General features: G+C 66.0%; 19 protein-coding genes. 10 read left to right on the forward strand and 9 right to left on the reverse strand.

Annotation, left to right across the window (positions count from 1 at the left end; genetic code table 11):
- Window positions 1-12: 12 nt before the first annotated feature.
- Both ABWP22_RS04865 and ABWP22_RS04870 read left to right on the forward strand, forming a co-directional pair.
- Window positions 13-948 carry an aldo/keto reductase gene (locus tag ABWP22_RS04865; protein WP_353198815.1) on the forward strand — a complete coding sequence of 312 codons (936 nt, stop codon included), beginning with the start codon at window positions 13-15 and terminating at the stop codon, window positions 946-948.
- Window positions 945-2,045, forward strand: a complete 1,101-nt coding sequence (locus ABWP22_RS04870; protein WP_353198816.1) for an LLM class flavin-dependent oxidoreductase — start codon at window positions 945-947, stop codon at window positions 2,043-2,045. The genes ABWP22_RS04865 and ABWP22_RS04870 overlap by 4 nt, the downstream gene beginning before the upstream one ends.
- Here ABWP22_RS04870 and ggt read toward each other — a convergent pair whose 3' ends face one another.
- The 4 genes from ggt to ABWP22_RS04890 form a co-directional block, all read right to left on the reverse strand.
- Window positions 2,046-3,755, reverse strand: a complete 1,710-nt coding sequence (ggt, locus tag ABWP22_RS04875) for a gamma-glutamyltransferase (RefSeq protein ID WP_353198817.1) — start codon at window positions 3,753-3,755, stop codon at window positions 2,046-2,048.
- Window positions 3,756-3,856: 101 nt separating this feature from the next.
- A complete protein-coding gene (locus tag ABWP22_RS04880; protein ID WP_353198818.1) occupies window positions 3,857-5,743 on the reverse strand; it encodes an amidase family protein in 1,887 nt (628 codons plus the stop codon).
- A gap of 66 nt (window positions 5,744-5,809) precedes the next feature.
- Window positions 5,810-6,538: an SDR family NAD(P)-dependent oxidoreductase gene (locus ABWP22_RS04885; protein ID WP_353198819.1), complete on the reverse strand. Its 729-nt coding sequence runs from the start codon at window positions 6,536-6,538 to the stop codon at window positions 5,810-5,812.
- Window positions 6,535-7,260, reverse strand: coding sequence for an SDR family NAD(P)-dependent oxidoreductase (locus ABWP22_RS04890; RefSeq protein WP_353198820.1), 726 nt, complete (start codon window positions 7,258-7,260; stop codon window positions 6,535-6,537). The genes ABWP22_RS04885 and ABWP22_RS04890 overlap by 4 nt, the downstream gene beginning before the upstream one ends.
- 38 nt (window positions 7,261-7,298) lie before the next feature.
- Here ABWP22_RS04890 and ABWP22_RS04895 point away from each other — a divergent pair, with 38 nt between their 5' ends.
- The 3 genes from ABWP22_RS04895 to ABWP22_RS04905 are packed head-to-tail and all read left to right on the forward strand — an operon-like array spanning window position 7,299 to window position 10,125.
- Window positions 7,299-8,252, forward strand: a complete 954-nt coding sequence (locus ABWP22_RS04895) for an SDR family NAD(P)-dependent oxidoreductase (RefSeq protein ID WP_353198821.1) — start codon at window positions 7,299-7,301, stop codon at window positions 8,250-8,252.
- Window positions 8,249-8,887: a glutathione S-transferase family protein gene (locus tag ABWP22_RS04900; RefSeq protein ID WP_353198822.1), complete on the forward strand. Its 639-nt coding sequence runs from the start codon at window positions 8,249-8,251 to the stop codon at window positions 8,885-8,887. Before ABWP22_RS04895 ends, ABWP22_RS04900 begins: the two co-directional genes overlap by 4 nt.
- 59 nt (window positions 8,888-8,946) lie before the next feature.
- Window positions 8,947-10,125 carry a vWA domain-containing protein gene (locus ABWP22_RS04905; protein WP_353198823.1) on the forward strand — a complete coding sequence of 393 codons (1,179 nt, stop codon included), beginning with the start codon at window positions 8,947-8,949 and terminating at the stop codon, window positions 10,123-10,125.
- A gap of 145 nt (window positions 10,126-10,270) precedes the next feature.
- Here the strand turns inward: ABWP22_RS04905 and ABWP22_RS04910 are convergent, their stop codons facing one another.
- The 4 genes from ABWP22_RS04910 to glpK all read right to left on the reverse strand — a co-directional run bounded on the left by ABWP22_RS04910 (window position 10,271) and on the right by glpK (window position 14,501).
- Window positions 10,271-12,391, reverse strand: a complete 2,121-nt coding sequence (locus ABWP22_RS04910; RefSeq protein WP_353198824.1) for a PQQ-dependent dehydrogenase, methanol/ethanol family — start codon at window positions 12,389-12,391, stop codon at window positions 10,271-10,273.
- Window positions 12,392-12,484: 93 nt separating this feature from the next.
- Entirely contained in the window at window positions 12,485-12,718 is a 234-nt protein-coding gene (locus ABWP22_RS04915) for a hypothetical protein (protein ID WP_353198825.1), read from the reverse strand.
- A 137-nt stretch (window positions 12,719-12,855) separates the two neighbouring features.
- Window positions 12,856-13,035, reverse strand: coding sequence for a hypothetical protein (locus ABWP22_RS04920; protein WP_353198826.1), 180 nt, complete (start codon window positions 13,033-13,035; stop codon window positions 12,856-12,858).
- Complete coding sequence (gene glpK, locus ABWP22_RS04925; protein WP_353198827.1) at window positions 13,035-14,501, reverse strand: glycerol kinase GlpK; 1,467 nt, start codon at window positions 14,499-14,501, stop codon at window positions 13,035-13,037. Before glpK ends, ABWP22_RS04920 begins: the two co-directional genes overlap by 1 nt.
- Window positions 14,502-14,543: 42 nt before the next feature.
- Between glpK and glpD the strand changes: the two genes are divergently transcribed.
- The 3 genes from glpD to ABWP22_RS04940 all read left to right on the forward strand — a co-directional run bounded on the left by glpD (window position 14,544) and on the right by ABWP22_RS04940 (window position 18,061).
- On the forward strand, window positions 14,544-16,061 hold the full coding sequence (gene glpD / locus ABWP22_RS04930) for a glycerol-3-phosphate dehydrogenase (RefSeq protein ID WP_353198828.1): 1,518 nt from the start codon (window positions 14,544-14,546) through the stop codon (window positions 16,059-16,061).
- A 96-nt stretch (window positions 16,062-16,157) separates the two neighbouring features.
- Window positions 16,158-16,571: a hypothetical protein gene (locus ABWP22_RS04935; protein ID WP_353198829.1), complete on the forward strand. Its 414-nt coding sequence runs from the start codon at window positions 16,158-16,160 to the stop codon at window positions 16,569-16,571.
- 239 nt (window positions 16,572-16,810) lie between these two features.
- Window positions 16,811-18,061: a sensor histidine kinase gene (locus ABWP22_RS04940; RefSeq protein WP_353198830.1), complete on the forward strand. Its 1,251-nt coding sequence runs from the start codon at window positions 16,811-16,813 to the stop codon at window positions 18,059-18,061.
- A 37-nt stretch (window positions 18,062-18,098) separates the two neighbouring features.
- Here the strand turns inward: ABWP22_RS04940 and ABWP22_RS04945 are convergent, their stop codons facing one another.
- Complete coding sequence (locus tag ABWP22_RS04945) at window positions 18,099-18,863, reverse strand: response regulator (RefSeq protein ID WP_353198831.1); 765 nt, start codon at window positions 18,861-18,863, stop codon at window positions 18,099-18,101.
- A 124-nt stretch (window positions 18,864-18,987) separates the two neighbouring features.
- Here ABWP22_RS04945 and ABWP22_RS04950 point away from each other — a divergent pair, with 124 nt between their 5' ends.
- Together ABWP22_RS04950 and ABWP22_RS04955 are read left to right on the forward strand one after the other, a co-directional pair.
- A complete protein-coding gene (locus ABWP22_RS04950) occupies window positions 18,988-19,263 on the forward strand; it encodes a NepR family anti-sigma factor (RefSeq protein WP_353198832.1) in 276 nt (91 codons plus the stop codon).
- On the forward strand, window positions 19,260-19,925 hold the full coding sequence (locus ABWP22_RS04955; protein ID WP_353198833.1) for a sigma-70 family RNA polymerase sigma factor: 666 nt from the start codon (window positions 19,260-19,262) through the stop codon (window positions 19,923-19,925). The genes ABWP22_RS04950 and ABWP22_RS04955 overlap by 4 nt, the downstream gene beginning before the upstream one ends.
- Window positions 19,926-19,991 lie beyond the last annotated feature (66 nt).

Raw genomic sequence — 19,991 nt, forward strand, 5'->3', positions numbered from 1 at the left:
TATCACACCAAGATGTCACACATCGCCCTTAACCCAAACCTCCGCCCGCTCGGCAAGTCCGAATATCTGGTCAGCCCACTGGCCTGGGGCATGTGGCGTTTTGCTGGCGACGATGTCGGCGCCGCACAGGCCCGCTGCGAGGCGGCCTTGGCCACCGGTATCAATTTCTTCGACACCGCCGATATCTACGGCCCCGACAATGACGAACCGTTCGGCGCATCCGAGGCCTTGCTGGGCCGCGTGTTCAAGGCCGCGCCGGCCTTGCGGAGCCAGATCGTGCTCGCCTCCAAGGGCGGCATCCGCATGGGCGTGCCCTATGACAGTTCGCCCGAATATCTGGTGGAGGCCGTTGATGCCAGCCTTGCCCGGCTTGGCGTCGAACGCATCGATCTGTGGCAGATCCACCGGCCCGACATGTTGACCCACTGGGCCGATGTTGCCGCCACGCTGGATGGACTGATCAAGGCCGGCAAGATCGGCGCTGTTGGCGTTTCGAATTTCACCGTGGCGCAGTCGAGCGCGCTGAAGAAACATCTGCAGGCGCCGCTGGTGAGCACCCAGCCGGAATTTTCGCCGCTGGCACTGGCGCCATTGCAGGATGGCACGCTGGATTGGGCGATGAAGCATGGTCTGGCCGTGCTGGGCTGGTCGCCGCTGGGCCAGGGCCGGTTGGGCGACGGTGATCCACGCCCGGGGCGCAAGCAGGCCGAAGATGATCGCATCGCCCGCGTCAAGGCCGCGCTGGCCGCGCATGGTGCCCGGTTTGGCGTCGGCATTGCCGCCACGGCCTATGCCTGGGTGCTGGCCCATCCGGCCGGCATCACGCCGATCGTCGGCAGCCAGAATCCGGCGCGCATTGCCGAGGCGGCGGACGCCTTCAAGGTCAGTTTCACGCGGGCACAATGGTATGACATTCTGGTCGCCTCCCTGGGGGAAAATCTGCCATGACTGCTGCCAATGGGCCTGAGATTTCCTGGTTTTCCGCCCTGTGCGACGATGATTATGAATTTCTGGGCGTGCCCGATCCGGCGCTGAAATCCAGTTGGGAACATTGCCGCAATATCGTGCTGACCGCCGAAAAGGGCGGCTTTGACAATATCCTGCTGCCTTCCGGCTATCAGCTTGGCATCGACACGCAGATGTTTGCCGGCGCCATCGCCGCGCTCACTCACCGCATCCGCCTGTTGATGGCGATCCGAGTGGGCGAAACCTGGCCGCCACAACTGGCCCGCCAGATCGCCACGCTGGATCAGATCCTGGCCACCGAATCCGTTGACGGATCCGGCCACAAACGCTCGCGCCTGACGGTGAACATCATTTCCTCCGACATGCCCGGCGAAGTGCTGGCCTCCAAGCCACGCTATGCGCGCACCGTCGAGGTGATGAACATCCTCAAATCCCTGCTCAATGGCGAGGCGCTCGACCATCAGGGCGAGTTCTACCAATTGAAACTGCAACCGCCGGCGGTGAAGACCGTGTCCGGCAAATGCCCGCCACTGTATTTCGGCGGCCTGTCCGAAGATGCCCGCGAGGCCGCAGCCGAAGCGGCCGATGTCTATCTGATGTGGCCCGATACGATGGACAAGGTGAAGGACATCGTCGCCGACATGACCGCCCGCGCCGCCAAGCGCGGCCGCACCTTGCGCTTTGGCTATCGCGTGCATGTCGTCGTGCGCGAAACCGAAGCCGAAGCCCGCGCCGCTGCGGATCGGCTGCTGGTCAAGCTGGATGCCGCCACCGGCGATGCCATCCGGGCCAAATCGCTGGACAGCCAATCCGCCGGCGTGGCGCGCCAGGCAGAACTGCGCGAACAGGCCAGCGATGGTTATGTCGAGGACAATTTGTGGACGGGCATCGGCCGCGCCCGTTCCGGCTGCGGCGCCGCGCTGGTTGGCGATCCCGATCAGATCGTCGCCAAACTGGAGGCCTACCGCCAGGTCGGCATGGATGCGTTCATCCTGTCAGGCTATCCCCACGCCGCCGAGGCCGATCTGTTCAGCCGCCATGTCTTGCCACGGATCAAGCACGGGCCGCTGGTGATCTGATCACCAGCCCACCACCGCGCCGTCCTTGCGGTGATCGGAACCGCCACGATACAGCCCGCTGGCCGGATCGATCAGGATCGCCTGATATCCGCCCATGCGCCGACCGTTGCCGCGTTCCACATCATGGCCGCGCGCCTTCAGATCGGCGCCGATGGCATCGAACAACTCGCCTTCCAGCGCCAATTTGTTGGTGCGCTGGTTATGGTTGAAGCGCGCAGCGTCGGTGGCGGCCTGCGGGTTGGCGCCGAAAGTCAGCATGTTGACCAGCACCTGGGCATGGCCCTGCGCCTGCTGGTCGCCGCTCATCAGGCCGAACGCCATCACCGGCTTGCCGGCCTTGGTCACGAAGCCGGGAATGATGGTGTAGAACGGCCGCTTGCCAGGTTGAATCGCATTCGGGCTCTTGGGGTCCATGCTGAATTCGGCGGCGCGGTTGTTCAGCACAAAGCCGTGGCCGGGCACGGTGATTCCCGATCCGAATTCGCCATAGATGGAATAGATGAACGACACGACATTGCCGAACTTGTCAGCGGTGGCGATATAGACGGTGCCGCCGACCGGTTCCGGCGCAGACGCCGGATTGCCGGCCTTTTTCAGGTCGATGCGGCTGCACAGCGATCTGGCATGGTCCTTCGATGCCAGCCGTGCGGCGGGCACCGGGCCAAATTCGGGGTCACCGTTGAAACGCTGCAAGTCAGCATAGGCCAGCTTCTTGGCCTCCACCATCAGATGCCAGTAATCGGCGGATTTCGGCCCGGCCTTGGCGACATCGACGCCCAGCCCGGCCGCACATTGTTCGACGATTTTCAGGATTTCCAGCACGGCAAAGCCTTGCGTGGAGGGCGGCATTTCGTGGATGTCATGGCCGGCATAGCTGGTCGCCAGCGGCTCGACCCATTTGGCGTGCACGCTGTCAAGATCGGCCTGCACAAAGCTGCCGCCCAGTTCCGCCGAGCGCTTGAGCAGCGCCGCGCCGATCGGGCCACGATAAAAGGCATCGCGGCCGCCGCTTTGCAGCAGGCGGAAGCTCTTTGCCAGATCGGGGTTCCGGAAGCGCGAATAGAGCGGCGGTGCCACACCGCCCGGCTTGTGGACGCGCAGCGTTTCGGGATCGACGCCGAGAATGCGATCATCGCCGGCCCAATCATTGCCGATGCGCTCGGTGATGCCGAAACCATCCTCTGCCAGTTTCGCTGCCGGTTCCAGCACCGCCTTGAAATCGCGGCTGCCGTATGTCTTCAGCAGCACATCCCAGGCATCGACCGCGCCGGGCGCCACCACGGCTTCGATGCCGGTGTACGGCACGGCTTTCAGGCCCTTGCCGCTCAGCCGGGCGATGCTGGCGCCGGATGCGGCGCGGCCCGAACCATCCAGCGCCACCAGTTTCCTGTCCTTGGCGCTCCACGCCAGCACGAAGACATCGCCGCCGATGCCGGCCGATCCCGGCTCGACCAGGTTGAGCACGGCGGCCACCGCAACGGCAGCATCAAAGGCGTTGCCGCCGGCCTTCAATATGTCGAGCCCGGCATCGGCGGCAAGCGGGTGGCTGGTCGCGACCATGCCATGTTCGGCCACCACTTCCGATCGCGTCTGCCCGGCCCAGCCGTTGGCGCGCTCACCGCGATAAGCTTCGAATCTTGCCGGCTGCGCCACCGCGGCCGCTGCCGAGAATGCCAACACGCCGGCCACTGCCGTCACAAACTTCGCCATGCCAACCCCCGCTATCCCGCCGTTGCCTGTTCGGAACCTAAGGGCGCGTGTCCGGATTGGCCAGTGGCAAGATTCCCGGCGTGCTGGCCTGTTTCAGCCGCTTACTGCGGCTTCATTTCGATCACGGCCCGCCCGGTGCCCAGCGGCAGGGCCTCTGTGTAGAGCGCGGCATAGAGCTTGCCGGCGCGCAGGTCGGCCCGGGCCAGGGCATCCAGCACCAGATCGGCGCTGACGCGTTTCTGCCCGCGCAGCAGGATGGGCACCAGGATCGGCCCGGGCCCGCCTTCATGGCTGCGATGGATCGCAACGGCAAGCGGTGCTTGCCTGCCGCTGCCGCTGACCGTCACATCAGCGTGCAGCCGCGCCGTGGTCGGCTCATAAGTGAAACGGATCGTGGCCCGGCCCGTGCCGCCACCAGCCAGGTTCGCGACCGCCTGTTGCGGCGCCGGTGCCTTGCCGCCCACCAGCGCCGGCGTGCTGAACGGTGGCTGGCGCGGCTTGGCGAGTTGCTCCCAGGCGTTCGCCAGCGCCAGCAGGCGCGGTTCGGCAAAGGCCGGCCCCAGCAGTTCCAGCCCCACCGGCAGGCCGCGCGGCGTGAAGCCGGCTGGCATGGCCAGCGCCGGCAAGCCGGTGACCACACTCAGCCGGCAATTGCTGGCGATGTTCTCGGCGCCGATCACCGGCGGCCGCCCCAGCGCGGTGGGATAAAGCAAGGCGTCGAGCTTTTCCTTCGCCAACAGCGCATCGGTGGCCGCCCGTGCCACCACACGCTTGGCCAGCAGCAACTGATAGCCGGGCGAATTGCGATCGGGATCGGTCAGTGGATCGCGCAGCCGCTTGTCGAGCTGGTCATGGTGCAGGCCGGCGCTGACGATGTCCGCCAGCGAATTGACCGGCGCACCCGGATGCGCCGCCAGATAGCGGCGCAGATCCTCGGCAAATTCGAACTTGCTGGCGCTGGCATCGGTCAACAGTTCGTCCAGGCCGGGGATCGCCACCTCGACCAGCTCAGCCCCGGCGCCGCGCATGGCAGCAATCGCAGCGTCATACACCAGCTTGCCATCCAGATCGTCAGGCCAGATGGCAAACAGGCTGCGCAGCACGCCGATGCGCGCGCCCTTCAGCGATCCCGGTTGCAAGGCATCGGCATAGGATTTGGGCACATGCGCGCCGGCCCCCGCCGTGATGGCGTCGCGCGGATCGTTGCCCACTGTCGCATCCAGCATGATCGCCAGATCGGCCACGCTGCGCGCCAGCGGCCCGGCCACATCCTGCGTGTCAGACAGCGGGATCACGCCCGTCCGGCTCGCCAGCCCGCGCGTGGTGCGCAGGCCGAACAGATTTTGATAGGCGGCGGGAATGCGGATCGAACCGCAGGTGTCGCTGCCCATGCCGGCGGCGGCAAAGCTGGCCGCAACCGCTGCGCCGGTGCCGCCGCTGGAGCCACCCGGTGAGCGCTGCGGATCATAGGGATTGCGCGACTGGCCGGTGAGCGAGGAGATGGTGGTGGTGCCCGCCGCCAGCTCGTGCATGGCCGTCTTGCCCAGAATGATGGCGCCGGCCGCGCGCAGCCTGGCCACCTGATAGGCGTCTTGCGCCGGACGCAACGTCGCCAGCGCCAGTGCGCCGCCGCTGGTCGGCATGTCGCTGGTGTCGAAATTGTCCTTCACCAGCACGGGAATGCCGTGCAGCGGGCCGCGTGGGCCTTTTGTGGCGCGTTCCTTGTCCAGCGCATCGGCCTGCGCCAGCGCCGCCGGATTCAAGGTGACGATGCTGTTGAGCGCTGGCCCCGTCTGGTCAAAGGCGGCGATGCGCGCCAGATAGGCCGCCACCAATTGCCGCGACGTGACCTTGCCGCTGGCCAAGGCCGCCTGCAATTCGGGGATCGAGGCTTCTGTTACCTCGCTGCTGCGGGACGGCTGCGCGGCTGCCGGCACCGCAGGCGTCATCGCCGCCATCGCCAACGCCACGCCATGACTGCGCTTCATCATCATTTCCCTGTTGCCCCTACAGCACGCAGCAAAGGCCTGCCCCGCCGCGTCGTCAATGGCCAATCAGCGCAGCATCAGCCCGCCATCAATGGCCAGGCTCTGCCCGGTGATATAGCTGGCGGCCGGGCTGGCAAGGAACAGGATCGCGTTGGCCACTTCGGCGGGATCGCCCCAGCGCAGCATCGGGATGGCGCGCATCAGTTTCTTCTCGCGTTCCGGGTTGGTGCGGGCGCCTTCGGTCATGCGCGTCGCGATGAAGCCGGGCGCGACCAGATTGACGCGCACGCCATCGGGCGCCCATTTGTCGCCCAGCGCCCGCGTCAGGCCGAGCAGGCCGGCTTTCGATGCCGTGTAGGCCGGGGTTTCCTTCAGCGCGAGGAAACTGGCGAGGCTGCCGACATTGACGATGCTGCCGCGCGTCGCCTTCAGATAAGGGTGCAGCCGCACCGACAGGTCCATGACGGCATTCAGGTTGGTATCGATGACATGTTCGAACTCCTCCTGCTCATATTCGCGGGGAGAGCCGCGGCCAGCGTTGTTGATCAGCACGTCGAGATGATCGAAATGCGCCGCCACATCGGCACGCGCCTCCGGCCATGTCAGGTCCGCCTGGATGTAGGCGACACCGGCCGGCGGGTCTTCATAGCAGCCAAGGTGGATGCGCGTGCCGGTGATGGTCACCGTCGCACCCTGCGCCAGGAATTGTTCGGCGACCGCCTTGCCGATGCCCTGGGTGCCGCCGGTGACCAGCACGGATTTGCCAGCCGCCCAGTCCATGTTCCCAGCCGTCATGCGCTCAAACCCCCATCGATCACCAGCGAGGTGCCGGTGACATAGCGCGCCGCATCCGACGCCAGAAACAGGATCGGCCCGGCAATGTCGTCCGGTTCACCGATACGCCCCAGCGGCACGCTGCGCTCCGTGGCCGCCAACCGGTCCGGGTGTTCCCAGGTGATGGCGGTCATCTTGGATCGCACCAGCCCCGGCGCGATCAGATTGACCCTGATCCCCTCCCCGCCCAGCGCCTGCGCCAGCGTGCGGGTCAGCGTGAGCAGCCCACCTTTCGACGCCGAATAGGCCGGCTGGCCGATGGTGCCGCGGAAACTCGCGACCGATCCGATGAAGATGATATTGCCTTTTGCCAAAGCCAGTTGCGCGCGGAACTTCATCGCCAGTTGCATCGGCCCGGTCAGGTTGGTGGCCAGCACATCGGCGAAGGTTTCGGGTACGAACTCGGCGCGGCGATAGGCGACCTTGGCGCCGGCGATGACCAGCACATCCAGGCGGTCGATGCCGGGATCGAAGGCCGCCACCGCCGCCATGTCACCCTGATCGAGCCGGTGATAGGCGATGCCATCCAGATTGCCATCGCTGCCGGCATAATCCGCCGCCGCGGCGCGCGTGCCGGTGACGATCACCCGCGCACCGGCCGCCCGGAACAGGCGTGCAGCGGCGTTGCCGATCCCGGTCGATCCCCCTGTCACAAGCACGGTCTTGCCGGCAAATTCGCCCACGCGCACCCTCTCCACGCAATAAGAGGGGGATTTCAGCCATGGCACTGTTGGTCGGCAAGGTCGCGATTGTGACAGGCGGTGGTCGCGGGCTGGGCCGCTGCCATGCGCTGGCGCTCGCCGCCAATGGTGCTGCGGTGGTGGTGAACGATCTGGGCGGCGCAGTGACCGGCGGTGGCCCTGATGAAAATGGCGGGGGCGCGGCGGATGCCGTGGTCGCCGAAATCCTCGCAGCCGGCGGGCAGGCCGTGGCCAACCGCGCCAGCGTGGCCGATTGGGCCCGCGCGGAATCGATCATCGCCGATGCCGTGGCGGCGTTTGGCCGGCTCGATATCGTGGTCAACAATGCCGGCATCAACCGCCCGGCCAGCCTGATCGACTTGACCGAGGCGGATTATGATCTGGAAACCGGAGTCCACCTGAAGGGCACGACCGCCGTTTGCCACCACGCGGCGCGGCTGTGGGCCAGAGAGGGCCGACAGGAAGGTCGGGCCATCATCAACACCACATCGCCCGTGGGCGTGCACCCGATGCGCGAGGGCGGCCCCTATTGCGCCGCCAAGGCCGGCATTGCGGCACTGACCGTGGTGGCCGCGCAGGAATTGGCGCATCTGGGTGTGCGCGCCAACGCCATTGCGCCGGCCGCGCGCACCCGCATGGTGATGGCCAGCCCGGCGGTGGACCAGTTGATGCCGCGCAGTGATGGCTTCGATCGCCACTTGCCCGATCACGTCTCGCCGCTGGTCGTCTATCTCGCCTCGCACCTCAACCGCTTCACCGGGCGGGTGTTCGGTGTCGAAGGCCCGGATGTGGCGCTGTATCAGCCCTGGAGCGCGGATTGGCTGGTGACCGGTGATGGACACTGGCCGGTGGACGCCTTGGCCGAGGCGCTTGCCACCCTGCCCCAGCAGGCGCCGATCCGCGCCTTCTATCCGGGTGGGCGCATCGACACGCGCATCCCGCCAAATCGCAGCTTGAAGGCGTTGCAGGGATGATCCCCACCATCGGCGTGTTCGCCCGTTCGCCCGATCGCGGGCGCGGGCTGGCGCGGGACATGGCGGTGCGCTGGGCGCTGGCGGAATGCGGACAGGATTACCGGATCGATCCCCTGGCCTTTGCCGATCTGAACGCGCCTGAGCACAAGGCGCGTCAGCCGTTCGGGCAGATTCCCACTTATGAAGATGATGGCCTGGTGCTGTTTGAATCGGGTGCCATCGTGCTGCATGTCGCGCAAGCCCACCCCGGCCTGTTGCCAACCGATGCGGCGGCGCGCGCCCGTGCCGTCGCCTGGATGTTCGCAGCGGTCAGCACGCTGGAACCGGTGATCGTCGAGCGCGAGACCGCGCTGCTGCTGGAAGGCGATTGCAACTGGACGGCGGCGCGGCTGCCGCTGCTGGACGCACGCATCATGCGCCGGCTGGACGATCTGGCGGCGTGGCTGGGGCCACGCGACTGGCTGGAATGCGACTTCACCGCGGGCGACCTGATGATGATCTGCGTGCTGCGGCGGTTGGCAAGTTCGGGCCTGGTAGCGGCGGTGCCGGTGCTGGCGGATTATGTGGCGCGCGGCGAAGCCCGGCCGGGCTTCGTCACCGCCTTTGCCGCGCAGCGGGCGCTGTTCGCGGGTTAGGCATTGCCCTGTCAACAAAACGCACTGGCAGCGCCGCACGGGCATGATATCCTGCGGGCATGTTCCTGACCTTCCTCGAAGAGCTGCGCGCAGCGAAAATCAAGGCCTCCATGAAGGAGCATCTGGTGCTGCTGGAGGCGTTGAAAAGCGACGCCATCGATTTTTCGATCACCGATTTCTATTATCTGGCCCGCGCGACCTATGTGAAGGACGAAGGCGTGCTCGACCGGTTCGACATGGTATTTGCCAAGGTGTTCAAGGGGATCGAGCCCACGCTTGAGACCGGCGAGACCGAGATTCCGGAAGACTGGCTGCGTGCGCTGGCGGAAATGAACCTGACCGAGGAAGAGCGCGCCGAGCTGGAGAAGATGGGCTGGGACAAGCTGATGGAGACCCTCCAGAAGCGGCTGGAAGAGCAGAAGAAGCGCCACGAAGGCGGCAACAAGTGGATCGGCACTGCCGGCAAATCACCGTTCGGCGCCAATGGCGACAATCCCGAAGGTGTGCGCATCGGCCAGAAGGACGGGCGCAAGCAGAGCGCCGTGAAGGTGTGGGACAAGCGCGAGTTCAAGAATCTCGACTCCACCGTCGAATTGGGCACGCGCAACATCAAGGTGGCGCTGCGCCGGCTGCGCCGGTTCGCGCGCGAAGGTGCCGCCGATGAGCTTGATCTGGGCGCCACCATCAGCGGCACCGCCAAGCAGGGCTGGCTCGATATCGTCATGCGCCCGGAACGCCACAATGCGGTGAAATTGCTGCTGATGCTTGATATCGGGGGCTCGATGGACCCGCATATCAAGCTGTGCGAGGAATTGTTTTCGGCGGCGAAATCCGAATTCAAGCATCTGGAATTCTTCTATTTCCACAATTGTCCGTACGAAGCGGTGTGGAAGGACAACAAGCGGCGTTGGTCCGAACGCACGCCGATGATGGAGATTCTCCACAAATTTCCGCATGATTACAAGCTGGTGTTCGTGGGCGATGCCTCAATGAGCCCCTACGAGATCACCTATGCCGGCGGCAGCACCGAACATTGGAACGAGGAACCCGGCGAGGCCTGGCTGCGGCGGATGACCGATGTGTATCAATCATCGGTATGGCTGAACCCGATCCCGGAGAAACATTGGGAAAACGGTCAGTCGATCCGCATGATCAAGGACATCATGCACGACCGCATGTTCCCGCTGACACTGGACGGCCTCGATCGCGGCATGCGGGAGTTGAGCCGGAAGAAGTGAGGGGCTGCAGATCCTCCCCTTCCAGGGGAGGTGCCGAGCGAAGCGAGGCGGAGGGGTGTCGGGGCAGCGCACAATAGCGCCGGGCGCACCCCTCCGTCGCCCTGTGGGCGCCACCTCCCCTTGCAGGGGAGGAGCATTGATGTCCCTATTTCCCAGCCGTCGTTGCCTCCCGCGCGGCCAGTTTCTTCGCCTGCTCACCCACATAGGCGCGCACCGCTTCCAGTTGCGCCGGTGTGTACCAGCGGCTGAAGGCGACCATGCCATTGGCCTTCAGCGCACCATCATGCACCACGGCCTTCCACGTCGCGGCATCGGTCAGCACCGCCGAGCGCCGCAGATCGGGCAGGATGCCCGACGAATAGGCATCGGGGCCGTGGCAGAAGGCACAGGTGCCGGCGTAAATGGTGCCACCTTCGGTCACCTGCGCCGGGGTGAACATGTCCTTGGGCGGATTGGCCGCGGCAAACACCGGCTGCGTCGCGCGCGGCAACTGGCGCTTGCCGCCCAGCTTGAACACCAGCACGCGGCCGTTGCGCACTTCGCGCGGGTCTTCAAAACCGCTGGTCAGCGGATAGGCACCGCCATAGCCGGCCATCACCGCCACATATTGTTCGCCCTTCACGGCATAGCTGACCGCGCCGGCGATGATCCCGGTCTGTGCGTCGAAGTTCCACAATTTGGCGCCGGTGCTGGCGTTGAAAGCCTGGAAGCCGCCGCCACCATTGCCCTGGAACACCAGATTGCCTGCCGTTGCCAGCGTGCCGCCGTTCCACGGGCCATCATAGCCGACTTCCCACGCCGGCTTCTGCGCGACGGGATCCCAGGCGATCAGCCGGCCCTTCAGCGCCGACTTGATCGCCTTGAACTGCGCACGATCGTCGGGAACCCCGCCGGCGGCCAGGCTGATGCCGAGATTCCAGCCGCCTTCCTGCCGCTCGAAACCGGTCTTGGCTTCGTAGAATTGCGGGATTTCCTGCGCCGGCAGATAGACGAGGCCGGTGCGCGGCGAAAAGCTCATCGGCTGCCAGTTGTGCGCGCCGAGCGGCGACGGCATTACCAGCGCGCCGGCGGCGCGATAGCGCGCTTCGGGCACTTCGATCGGGCGGCCAGTCTTCAGGTCAACGCCCGTGGCCCAGGTCTGCGTGGCAAAGCTCTTGGCCGAGATCAGCTTGCCGCCCTGGCGGTCGATCACATAGAAAAAGCCGTTCTTCGGCGCCTGCATCAGCACCTTGCGCGGTTTGCCGTCGATGACCAGCGAGGACAGGATGATCGGCTGGGTGGCGGTATAGTCCCAGGTCTCGCCCGGCGTGCCCTGATAATGCCAGAGATATTCGCCCGTATCCGGCTTCAGCGCCAGCACCGACGACAGGAAGAGATTGTCGCCCTTGCCTTCGGACCGGATCTGGTGGTTCCACGGCGAGCCGTTGCCGACACCGATATAAAGCTGATCGAGTTCGGCATCATAGACGATGGCATCCCACGCCGTGCCGCCCGCGCCGCCCTTCCAGTAATCGCCATACCAGGTCGGCGCCGCCTTGCCGGCCAGCACGCTGTCCGACACTTCGCCATCGGGGCCCTTGGCCGGATCACCCGGCACGGTGAAGAACCGCCACTTCTTCTTGCCGGTGGCGGCGTCATAGGCGGTCACATAACCGCGCACGCCCAGTTCGGCGCCGCCATTGCCGATGATCACCAGCCCCTTCACCACGCGCGGCGCGCCGGTCATGGTATAGGGCTTGGTGGTATCGATGAAGGTCTGGCTGGACCATTTCACCTTGCCGGTATCGGCATCCAGCGCGATCAGCCGGCCATCCAGCGCCGCGACATAGACCATGCCGTTCCACACCGCGACGCCGCGATTGACCACGTCGCAGCAGGCGCTGTGGCCGCGCGCCTTGTCCACCTGCGGATCGAAACGCCATTTCACCCGGCCGGTGGCGGCATCGAGCGCCATCACCTTGGACCAGGCGGTCGTGGTGAACATGGTGCCATCAACCACGATCGGCGTGGCTTCCTGGCCACGCGAGGTGTCGAGATCGACCGACCAGGCCAGGCCCAATTGGCTGACATTGCCGGCATTGATCTGGCCGAGATCGGCAAAGCGCTGCTCGGCATAGCTGCCGCCGTGGGTCAGCCAGTTGCCCGGCTCGCTGCGCGCGTTGACGATCCGCTGTGCATTGACCGTTCCGGCCCCGGTGCGCGGCCCTGCCCCCGTCAGCATCGATCCCGCCAGCAGCAGCGCTGCCACCTTGTACGCCCGTCCCATGATCTCTCCCCGTTTAGTTTGGGATCAGACTATTGCAGACGGGGGATGATGCAAGCTGGATAAGGTCGCAGGGCCGGATGCCGGCCAGTGCACTCAGCGGCTGGGCTTATCCTGGCCATTGACCTTGGGTTCGGCCGGCGCATTCTGTGGCGTGGCGGAAACCGTGGGCGCCGCGGCCACTTCCGGCGGCCGGGCAGCCGCCTCGGCTTGCTGCTGGGCCTGTTTGGCCTTGTGCTGCTGCAGATACACAAGATCGGCATGGCGCTGCGCCACGGCCGGGCCGGCGACGAGGGTGGCGGCCAGCGCCGCTTTGAATATCCAGGTCATCCTACGCTCCCAAAGCGTAATTGACTTTCCGCAATGTAACACAGGGGGCAGAGTTATCAAGCATTCCGGCGCAAGAAATGCACAATTGTACCGACGCAGACAGGAAATTGGTCAAAAAATGCCGAATCGCACCGGATTCAGCCCGGAATCAGCAGACTGTTGATCCAGGCGTTGAACGCCACCACGGCACCGGCGACCATCATCAGGATCGCCTTCATGCGGTTGGCGCCGGGCTGGGTGAGCAGCCAGAACCCCCCGGCCACCAGCGCCAGCGCGGCCACCATTGCAAGGCCGACCAGCGGCGTGATTGGGCCCATCAGCCGAGCACCCGCCGCACTGCTGCATGCCAGGCCGCGCGGCGTTCATCGCGGGCAGCGGCATCGATCGCGGGGTGGAAGCGGCGATCGGCAGCGGCCATGGCCGCCGCAGCGGCCGGCAGATCGGCGAACAGCCCGGCGCCGACGCCGGCCAGCATGGCCGCGCCCATCGCCGTGGTTTCGATCACCCGCGGGCGTTCGACCACCACGCCCAGGCTGTCGGCCAGATCCTGGCACAGCCAGTTGTTGGCCACCATGCCGCCATCGACGCGCAGTACGGCCGCCGCCACGCCATCGGCAGCCAGCGCATTGACCAGATCGGCGGTCTGCTGGCCTTGCGCCTCCAGCGCGGCCCGCACGATATGGGCACGCGTCGTGCCGCCTGAAAGACCGCAGATCAGCCCGCGCGCATCCGGTGCCCAATAGGGCGCACCCAGCCCGGCCAGCGCCGGCACGAAGCTGACGCCGCCATTGTCGGGCACGGATTGCGCCAATCTTTCCGATTCCGCGCTGCTGGCGATCAGGCCCAGCCCATCGCGCAGCCACTGTATGGCTGATCCTGCCACGAAGATCGCGCCTTCCAGCGCATAGGCGCAAGTGCCGTTCAGTTGCCAGGCCACGGTGGAGAGCAGGCGATTGTTCGACACCGGCGGCTGGGCACCGGCATGGGCGAGCAGGAAGCAGCCGGTGCCATAGGTGGCCTTCAGCATGCCCGGCGTCAGGCAACCCTGCCCGATGGCCGCCGCCTGCTGATCGCCGGCCGCGCCGGTGATCGGGATGCTGCGTCCGGCGATGGTCGTGCGGGCCAGATCGCCGGCGCAATCAACGATCGTCGGCAGCGCGCCGGCGGGCACACCGAACAGCGCCAGCAATTCGGGATCCCACGCCGCCGTGGCGAGGTTCATCAACATGGTGCGGCTGGCGTTGGTGGCGTCGGTCACATGCGCCGCGCCACCCGACAAATGCCAGATCAGCCAGGATTCGACCGTGCCGACCGCCAGCCTGCCGTCGCGTGCCGCATCGCCGACCATCGGCCAGTTATCCAGCGCCCAGCGGATCTTCGTCGCCGAGAAATAGGGATCGAGCAGCAGGCCGGTGCGCGCCTGCACCATGGGTTCATGGGCTTTCAGGGCAGCACAAATGTCGGCCGTGCGGCGATCCTGCCAGACGATGGCGCGCGCCAGCGGATCGCCGGTGCTGCGATCCCAGAACACCACGGTTTCGCGCTGGTTGGTGATGCCGATGGCGGCGATGCGATCCACGCCCACGGCTGTGGCCACCTCCTCCAGACAATCACGCGAACAGGCCAATATCTCGCCGGCATCATGTTCCACCCAGCCACTGGCCGGATAATGCTGGGTGATTGGCCGCGCGGCGCTGGCGACAATGTCGCCGGCCGCCGAAAAGGCGATGGCGCGGGTGGAGGTGGTGCCCGCATCGAGCACAAGCAGGAGTTGGTCGTTCATGTCGCCTTTTCTATGACGGCAAAGCCCGATAGGGAAGCGCTGATGACCACCGACACGCTGTTCGACCTTGCCATCATCGGCGCCGGCATCAACGGCGCCGGCATCGCGCGTGATGCCAGTGGCCGCGGGCTGAGCGTGGTGATCCTTGATGCCGGCGATATCGGCGGCGCCACCTCGTCGGCGTCCACCAAGCTGATCCATGGCGGCCTGCGCTATCTGGAGCATTATGCCTTCGGCCTGGTGCGCAAGGCGCTGGCCGAGCGCGAGGTGCTGCTGGATATCGCGCCGCACATCACCTGGCCGCAGGCATTCGTGCTGCCGCACGCGCCCGGCATGCGCCCGGAATGGCTGCTGCGGCTGGGCACGCTGATCTATGACAATCTCGCCCGGCGCGAGGTGGTGCCCGGATCGCAGCGCATCGATCTGCGCGGCGAGCGCGCCGGCCGCGCGCTCAGTTCCGACTATCGCACGGCCTTGCGCTACTGGGATGGCTGGGTCGATGATGCCCGGCTGGTGGTCGAAAATCTGAAGGATGCCGCGGCGCGCGGCGCCACCGTGCTGCCGCGGTGCCCGGTGCAGCGTGCGGCGCGGGTCGATGGTCTTTGGCAGCTCAGCCTGGCGGATGGCCGCACGATCACGGCCCGCCGGCTGATCAATGCGGCCGGGCCATGGGCAGAAGATGTCGCGCGCCGGGTGATGGGCGTGAATGATGCGCCACCACTGCGGCTGGTGCAGGGCAGCCATATCATCACCCGCCGCGTGCATCTGGGCCGCGATGCCTTCATGCTGCAACAGCCCGACGGCCGCATCATTTTCGTCATCCCCTATGAACGCGATTATTCGCTGATCGGCACCACCGAAGCCGATGTCGCCAACCCTGAGGACGCCGCCGTGTCGGATGGCGAGGTGGCCTATCTGCTCGCCGCCGCCAATCGCTATCTGGCGCGGCCATTGACGCCCGATGATGTCGTGCACAAATTCGTCGGCGTGCGCCCGCTGGTGCTGGAAAGCGGCAAGGCCACCAAGGAAACCACGCGCGATTACCGGTTGGTCGAACATCATGGGCTTGATGCGATGACCATCGTCGGCGGCAAGATCACCACCTATCGCGTGCTGGCCGAAGCCGTGATGGCCCGCATCGCGCCGCGCACCAGGCGCTGGACGGCCGATGCCCCCCTGCCCGGCGGGGCGGTCGAACGGCGGCGCGGCGAGCATGGCCAGGCGGCCTTCGCGCGCTGGCTGTCGCAGTTGCAGGCCAGCCAGCCGGATTATGATCCGAAACTGATCCGCCGCCTGGCAATGACCATCGGCGCGCCGACCGCCGAACTTCTGGCACAGGGCCTGGGCCGCAATCTGGGTGGCGTGTTCGAAGCCGAGCTCGACTATTTCCGACGCGCCGAATGGGCGACCACCGCCGCCGACGTGTTGTGGCGCCGCACCAAGCTGGGCCTGCACCTCGATGCCGCGGCGCGCGGCGAAGTCGCCCGCTGGTTCGGAGAGCAACCCGACGATGGCGCGGATATCCCCGCCGGGCATCGCTTCGCGCGGCCGGCGGCTTAGCGGAACATTCCGTCACAGCCGCAGCAGATGCGGAACATTCCGTCACAGCCGCAGTAGATGCGGCGGGGCCGCGGCACGCGGCCGAAAGGTGGCGACATGACCGATCCGATTGCGAAAGCCGAAGCCAATGATCTGCCGCCGTCACCGCAGCCCGTGCGCGACGAGACCATGTCGCCATGGGGCGATGACGGCGGCACCGTGCCGCTGCCGGAGCATGCGGGCAAGGTTGCATCGCCCGATGCAGCCGGCGACCATGGCCCGGATGCGGCGCCCGATCTGACAAATGCCGAAGGCGTGCAATTGCAGGTGCGGGTGATCGCGCTGGAAGCCATGTTGGTCGCACTGCTTGCTGATGTCAGTGTCGGACAACGGGCCAAGTTGCGCAAAATGGCAGTGCATATCGCGCCGCAGGATGGGCGGACATTGCACCCGCTCACCACCGGTGCGGCTTCACGGATATTGTCGCTGCTGGACCGCGCCGAACACTGGGACAGCGACGCGGGCCGTTAGGCCAGCCCTGGCCGGCGCAGGCTGCAGCGGCAGACCGGCATCGCCGGAACGCGAGACGGGTAAGTAAATTCGGCAGCGTAAACGCGCCCATTCGGGTAGTTCCCGAACGCGCATTTCTCCACAGGCTGCGGTATGCAGACAGGGTCAGCAAAGGCCAAACACCGGAATGCCGCAAATGTTGCACCCGGTGCCGGAATTCTCGCTTCACCAACGTTTTCGTTTGCCTGGGATGTCTGCTTGTGACCGAACAGTCCGTCAGTTTCCCGACCTTGCCCACGCCGATCGTGCGCAATGCCTGGCATTCACCTGCCTTGCAGGCGGCCGCCAACCCTGACTGCTGCTGCGGTGCCGACCATGGCGATCTTGGCGATCTTGGCGTTCATGTCGACTGCGCCCTGCCCCCAGACAATGGGCTGCACAGCGGATTGGTGATGGCTGAACCGGGCTTCGGCACGGCGGCCATCGGCATCGGCGCGCCGCCTTCGACCCGCCGAGGTGGCACCAATCCTCAACGCCGCGCCCTGGCCGAGGATCTGGTGAATGCGCAACCGCATCTGATCTGGACGACGGGTGCCGATGGCGAGACCGAATTCCGCAACGATCGCTGGCAGGATTTTGCCGGCGGATCCGGCGATGCGGCCCACTGGACCGCAATTCTGCACCCGGCCGAACAGGCGGGCGCCTGGGCGCGGTGGCAGCAGCAACTTGCCAGCGGCGAGCCCTATGAAGCCGAGCATCGGCTGCGCCGGCATGATGGCGCCTATTGCTGGGCTCTGGCGCGTGCGGTCGCGGTGCGCGACCGCAGTGGCACGATCTTGCGCTGGTGCGGCACCTTCACCGATATCCAGACCCTCAAGGCCAACGAAACCCAGCTCGATTTTCTGGCCTGCGAATTGACGCACCGGATCGGCAACATCTTTGCCGTGGTGGAAAGCATGTTGATGCTGTCGGCACGCGGCCAGCCCGAGGCCCAGGAATTCGCCGCCAGTGCATGCGCGCGCATCCAGGCGCTGGCGCAGGCCAATGCCTATATCCGGCCCCAGCATGGCGCCGCCGAAGACGACAGTGGCCGGGCCAGCCTTCATGGTCTGTTGGCCACCCTGCTGGCACCCTATGCGCCCGGCACCCTTGCCCAGAGGCCGCCGACCATCGTCATGTCGGGGCCGGATGTCGGCATCGGCACGTCGGCTGCCACGCTGCTGGCGCTGGTGATCCACGAACTGGCCACCAACGCCGCCAAATATGGCGCGCTGGCCTGCGCCGGCGGTCAGTTGAGCATCGTTACCGAAGTGAACAATGGCATCTTGCAGTTGGCATGGACCGAAACCGGCGGGCCGGCGCTGGCGGGGCCACCAACGCGGCACGGGTTCGGATCGATCCTCACCGATCGCGCCCTGCGCCTGCCCCTGGCGGCCAAGGTGGAACGGATCTGGGCCGCAACGGGCCTGACGGTCACGATCAGCGTGCCCTGCGCCAATCTCGCCCACTGATCTGCCAACAAGGTGCCGGCGCGATCGCCGGCGGGATTCACGGGCCGACCGCCTTGAACCTGCGGGACAGCAGCGCCTGACCGATGGTGGCCACCACGGTTTCCACCTTGAACGGCTTGGTTACCAGATAGGTCGGCTCCGGGCGCTCGCCGGTCAGCAGGCGTTCCGGATAGGCGGTGATGAACACCACCGGCACGTCGAAACTTTGCAGGATGTCCTGCGCGGCCTCCAGGCCGGACGAGCCATCGGCCAACTGGATATCGGCCAGCACCAGTTCGGGATCGACCTCGTGGGCGCGGATCAGGGCGTCGGCATGGGTCATCGCCATACCGGACACTTCGTGGCCCATGTCTTCGACAATCTGTTCCAGATGCATGGCGATCATCGGTTCATCCTCGATGATCAGCACACGGGATCGGATCGTATCGAAGATCGCCACCTTGGCCCCTTCGACCATGGCGGCAATATCGTCCACCGGCAGGCCCAGGATCTGTGCGGCTTCGTCGGGGGTGAATTCCTCCACCTCGGTCAGAAGCAACGCCTGCATGCCGCCCTTGGGCATATGTTCAGGCCCGACCACGAGGATATCGGGGGCCACGCTGTCGAACAGATGGAACAGCGCCACGCGCGGCGGCAGGCCGTCGGCATAGGGATCGGCCTCCGGGGCGGTCAGCAGGGTTTCCAGCGCCATCCTGACATAGGCGTCGCCGCTGCGCTGCGATCCGGTCAGGGCGCGGGCATAGCGCCGCAGATGCGGCAGATGGGGTGCGAAATTCGCCCTGACCGATGAACCGTCCGCCACATGTCGCTCCGTTTTCGATAGTCCTGCGGCAAGACAACGGCGTAATCGGGAAATGGTTCCATGCCGGGAACCATCGCGCGGCGCGAATGTTGCAACCCTTATCATGCCAGTGGACACCCAGCCAATGCCGCGAAAAGCGCCCCGTTCCGGACCCGCTCCCTCGCCGCAGCAGGATCGGGATCTGGCCGCGCCACCCGCGCGCCGCGACCGGCGCCACGCCAATGATCCGGTTTCGCTGGGCCTGCGCAAATTGTGGGAACAGGTCGAAAGGGAGCCGGTTCCGGACGCCTTTCTGGCTCTGCTGGATGCCATCGACATCGCCCGCAGCGGCGGCCCTGCGCATGGCACGGCCAGCGAGACCCCGCCAGGCGGTGATCCCGGCAAGGGCGGCCCTTCATGAACAGGGATGCGAAATCCGGCCCAAGCCGTCCCGACAGCGAAAAGCCGGTCCCGCGCGCCATGTCTGCTGCTGACGAGCGCCAGTTCCGGGCCGATCTTCTGGCGGTGATCCCGTCGCTCAGGGCCTATGCGCGCAGCCTGTGCTACAACCGCGACCTTGCCGATGATCTGACACAGGAAGCGCTGACCAAGGGCTGGGCGGCACGCGCATCCTATCTGCCGGGCAGCAATTTTCGCGGCTGGATGTTTCGCATCCTGCGCAACCATTATTTCTCCATCACCAAGGTGTCGCGGCGCTTCGTCATGCTCGATACCGAAGTGATCGAACGCCTGCTGGTCACGCCGCCCACCCAGGAAGCCGGGCTCAACCTGGAAGATCTGCAACGCGGCCTGGCCACCTTGCCGGCCGAACAGCGTGAAGCCCTGCTGCTGATGGAATCCGGCCTGCGCTGCGAAGACATTGCCGAGATCATGGTCACCCCGGTCGGCACGGTGAAAAGCCGCATCAGCCGCGGCCGTGCGGCCCTGCGCCTGTACATGGACGGCAATCCGCGCGCCCTGCCCGCGCCGGGCAAACCGCAAGCCAAGGTCCGCGTGCTGCCGAACAGCACAGAAAAAGCGTCGATCTCGCCGGCATCGGGCCGCGTCGCAACCGCCGGGTGATGGTAATTGCGGTTTGCGAGGCATATGCCGGCCCAGATGCTGGTGATGTCCCAACCGAGCAGCCAC

The sequence above is a fragment of the Sandarakinorhabdus sp. genome (assembly GCF_040398665.1).
GTDB lineage: Bacteria > Pseudomonadota > Alphaproteobacteria > Sphingomonadales > Sphingomonadaceae > Sandarakinorhabdus.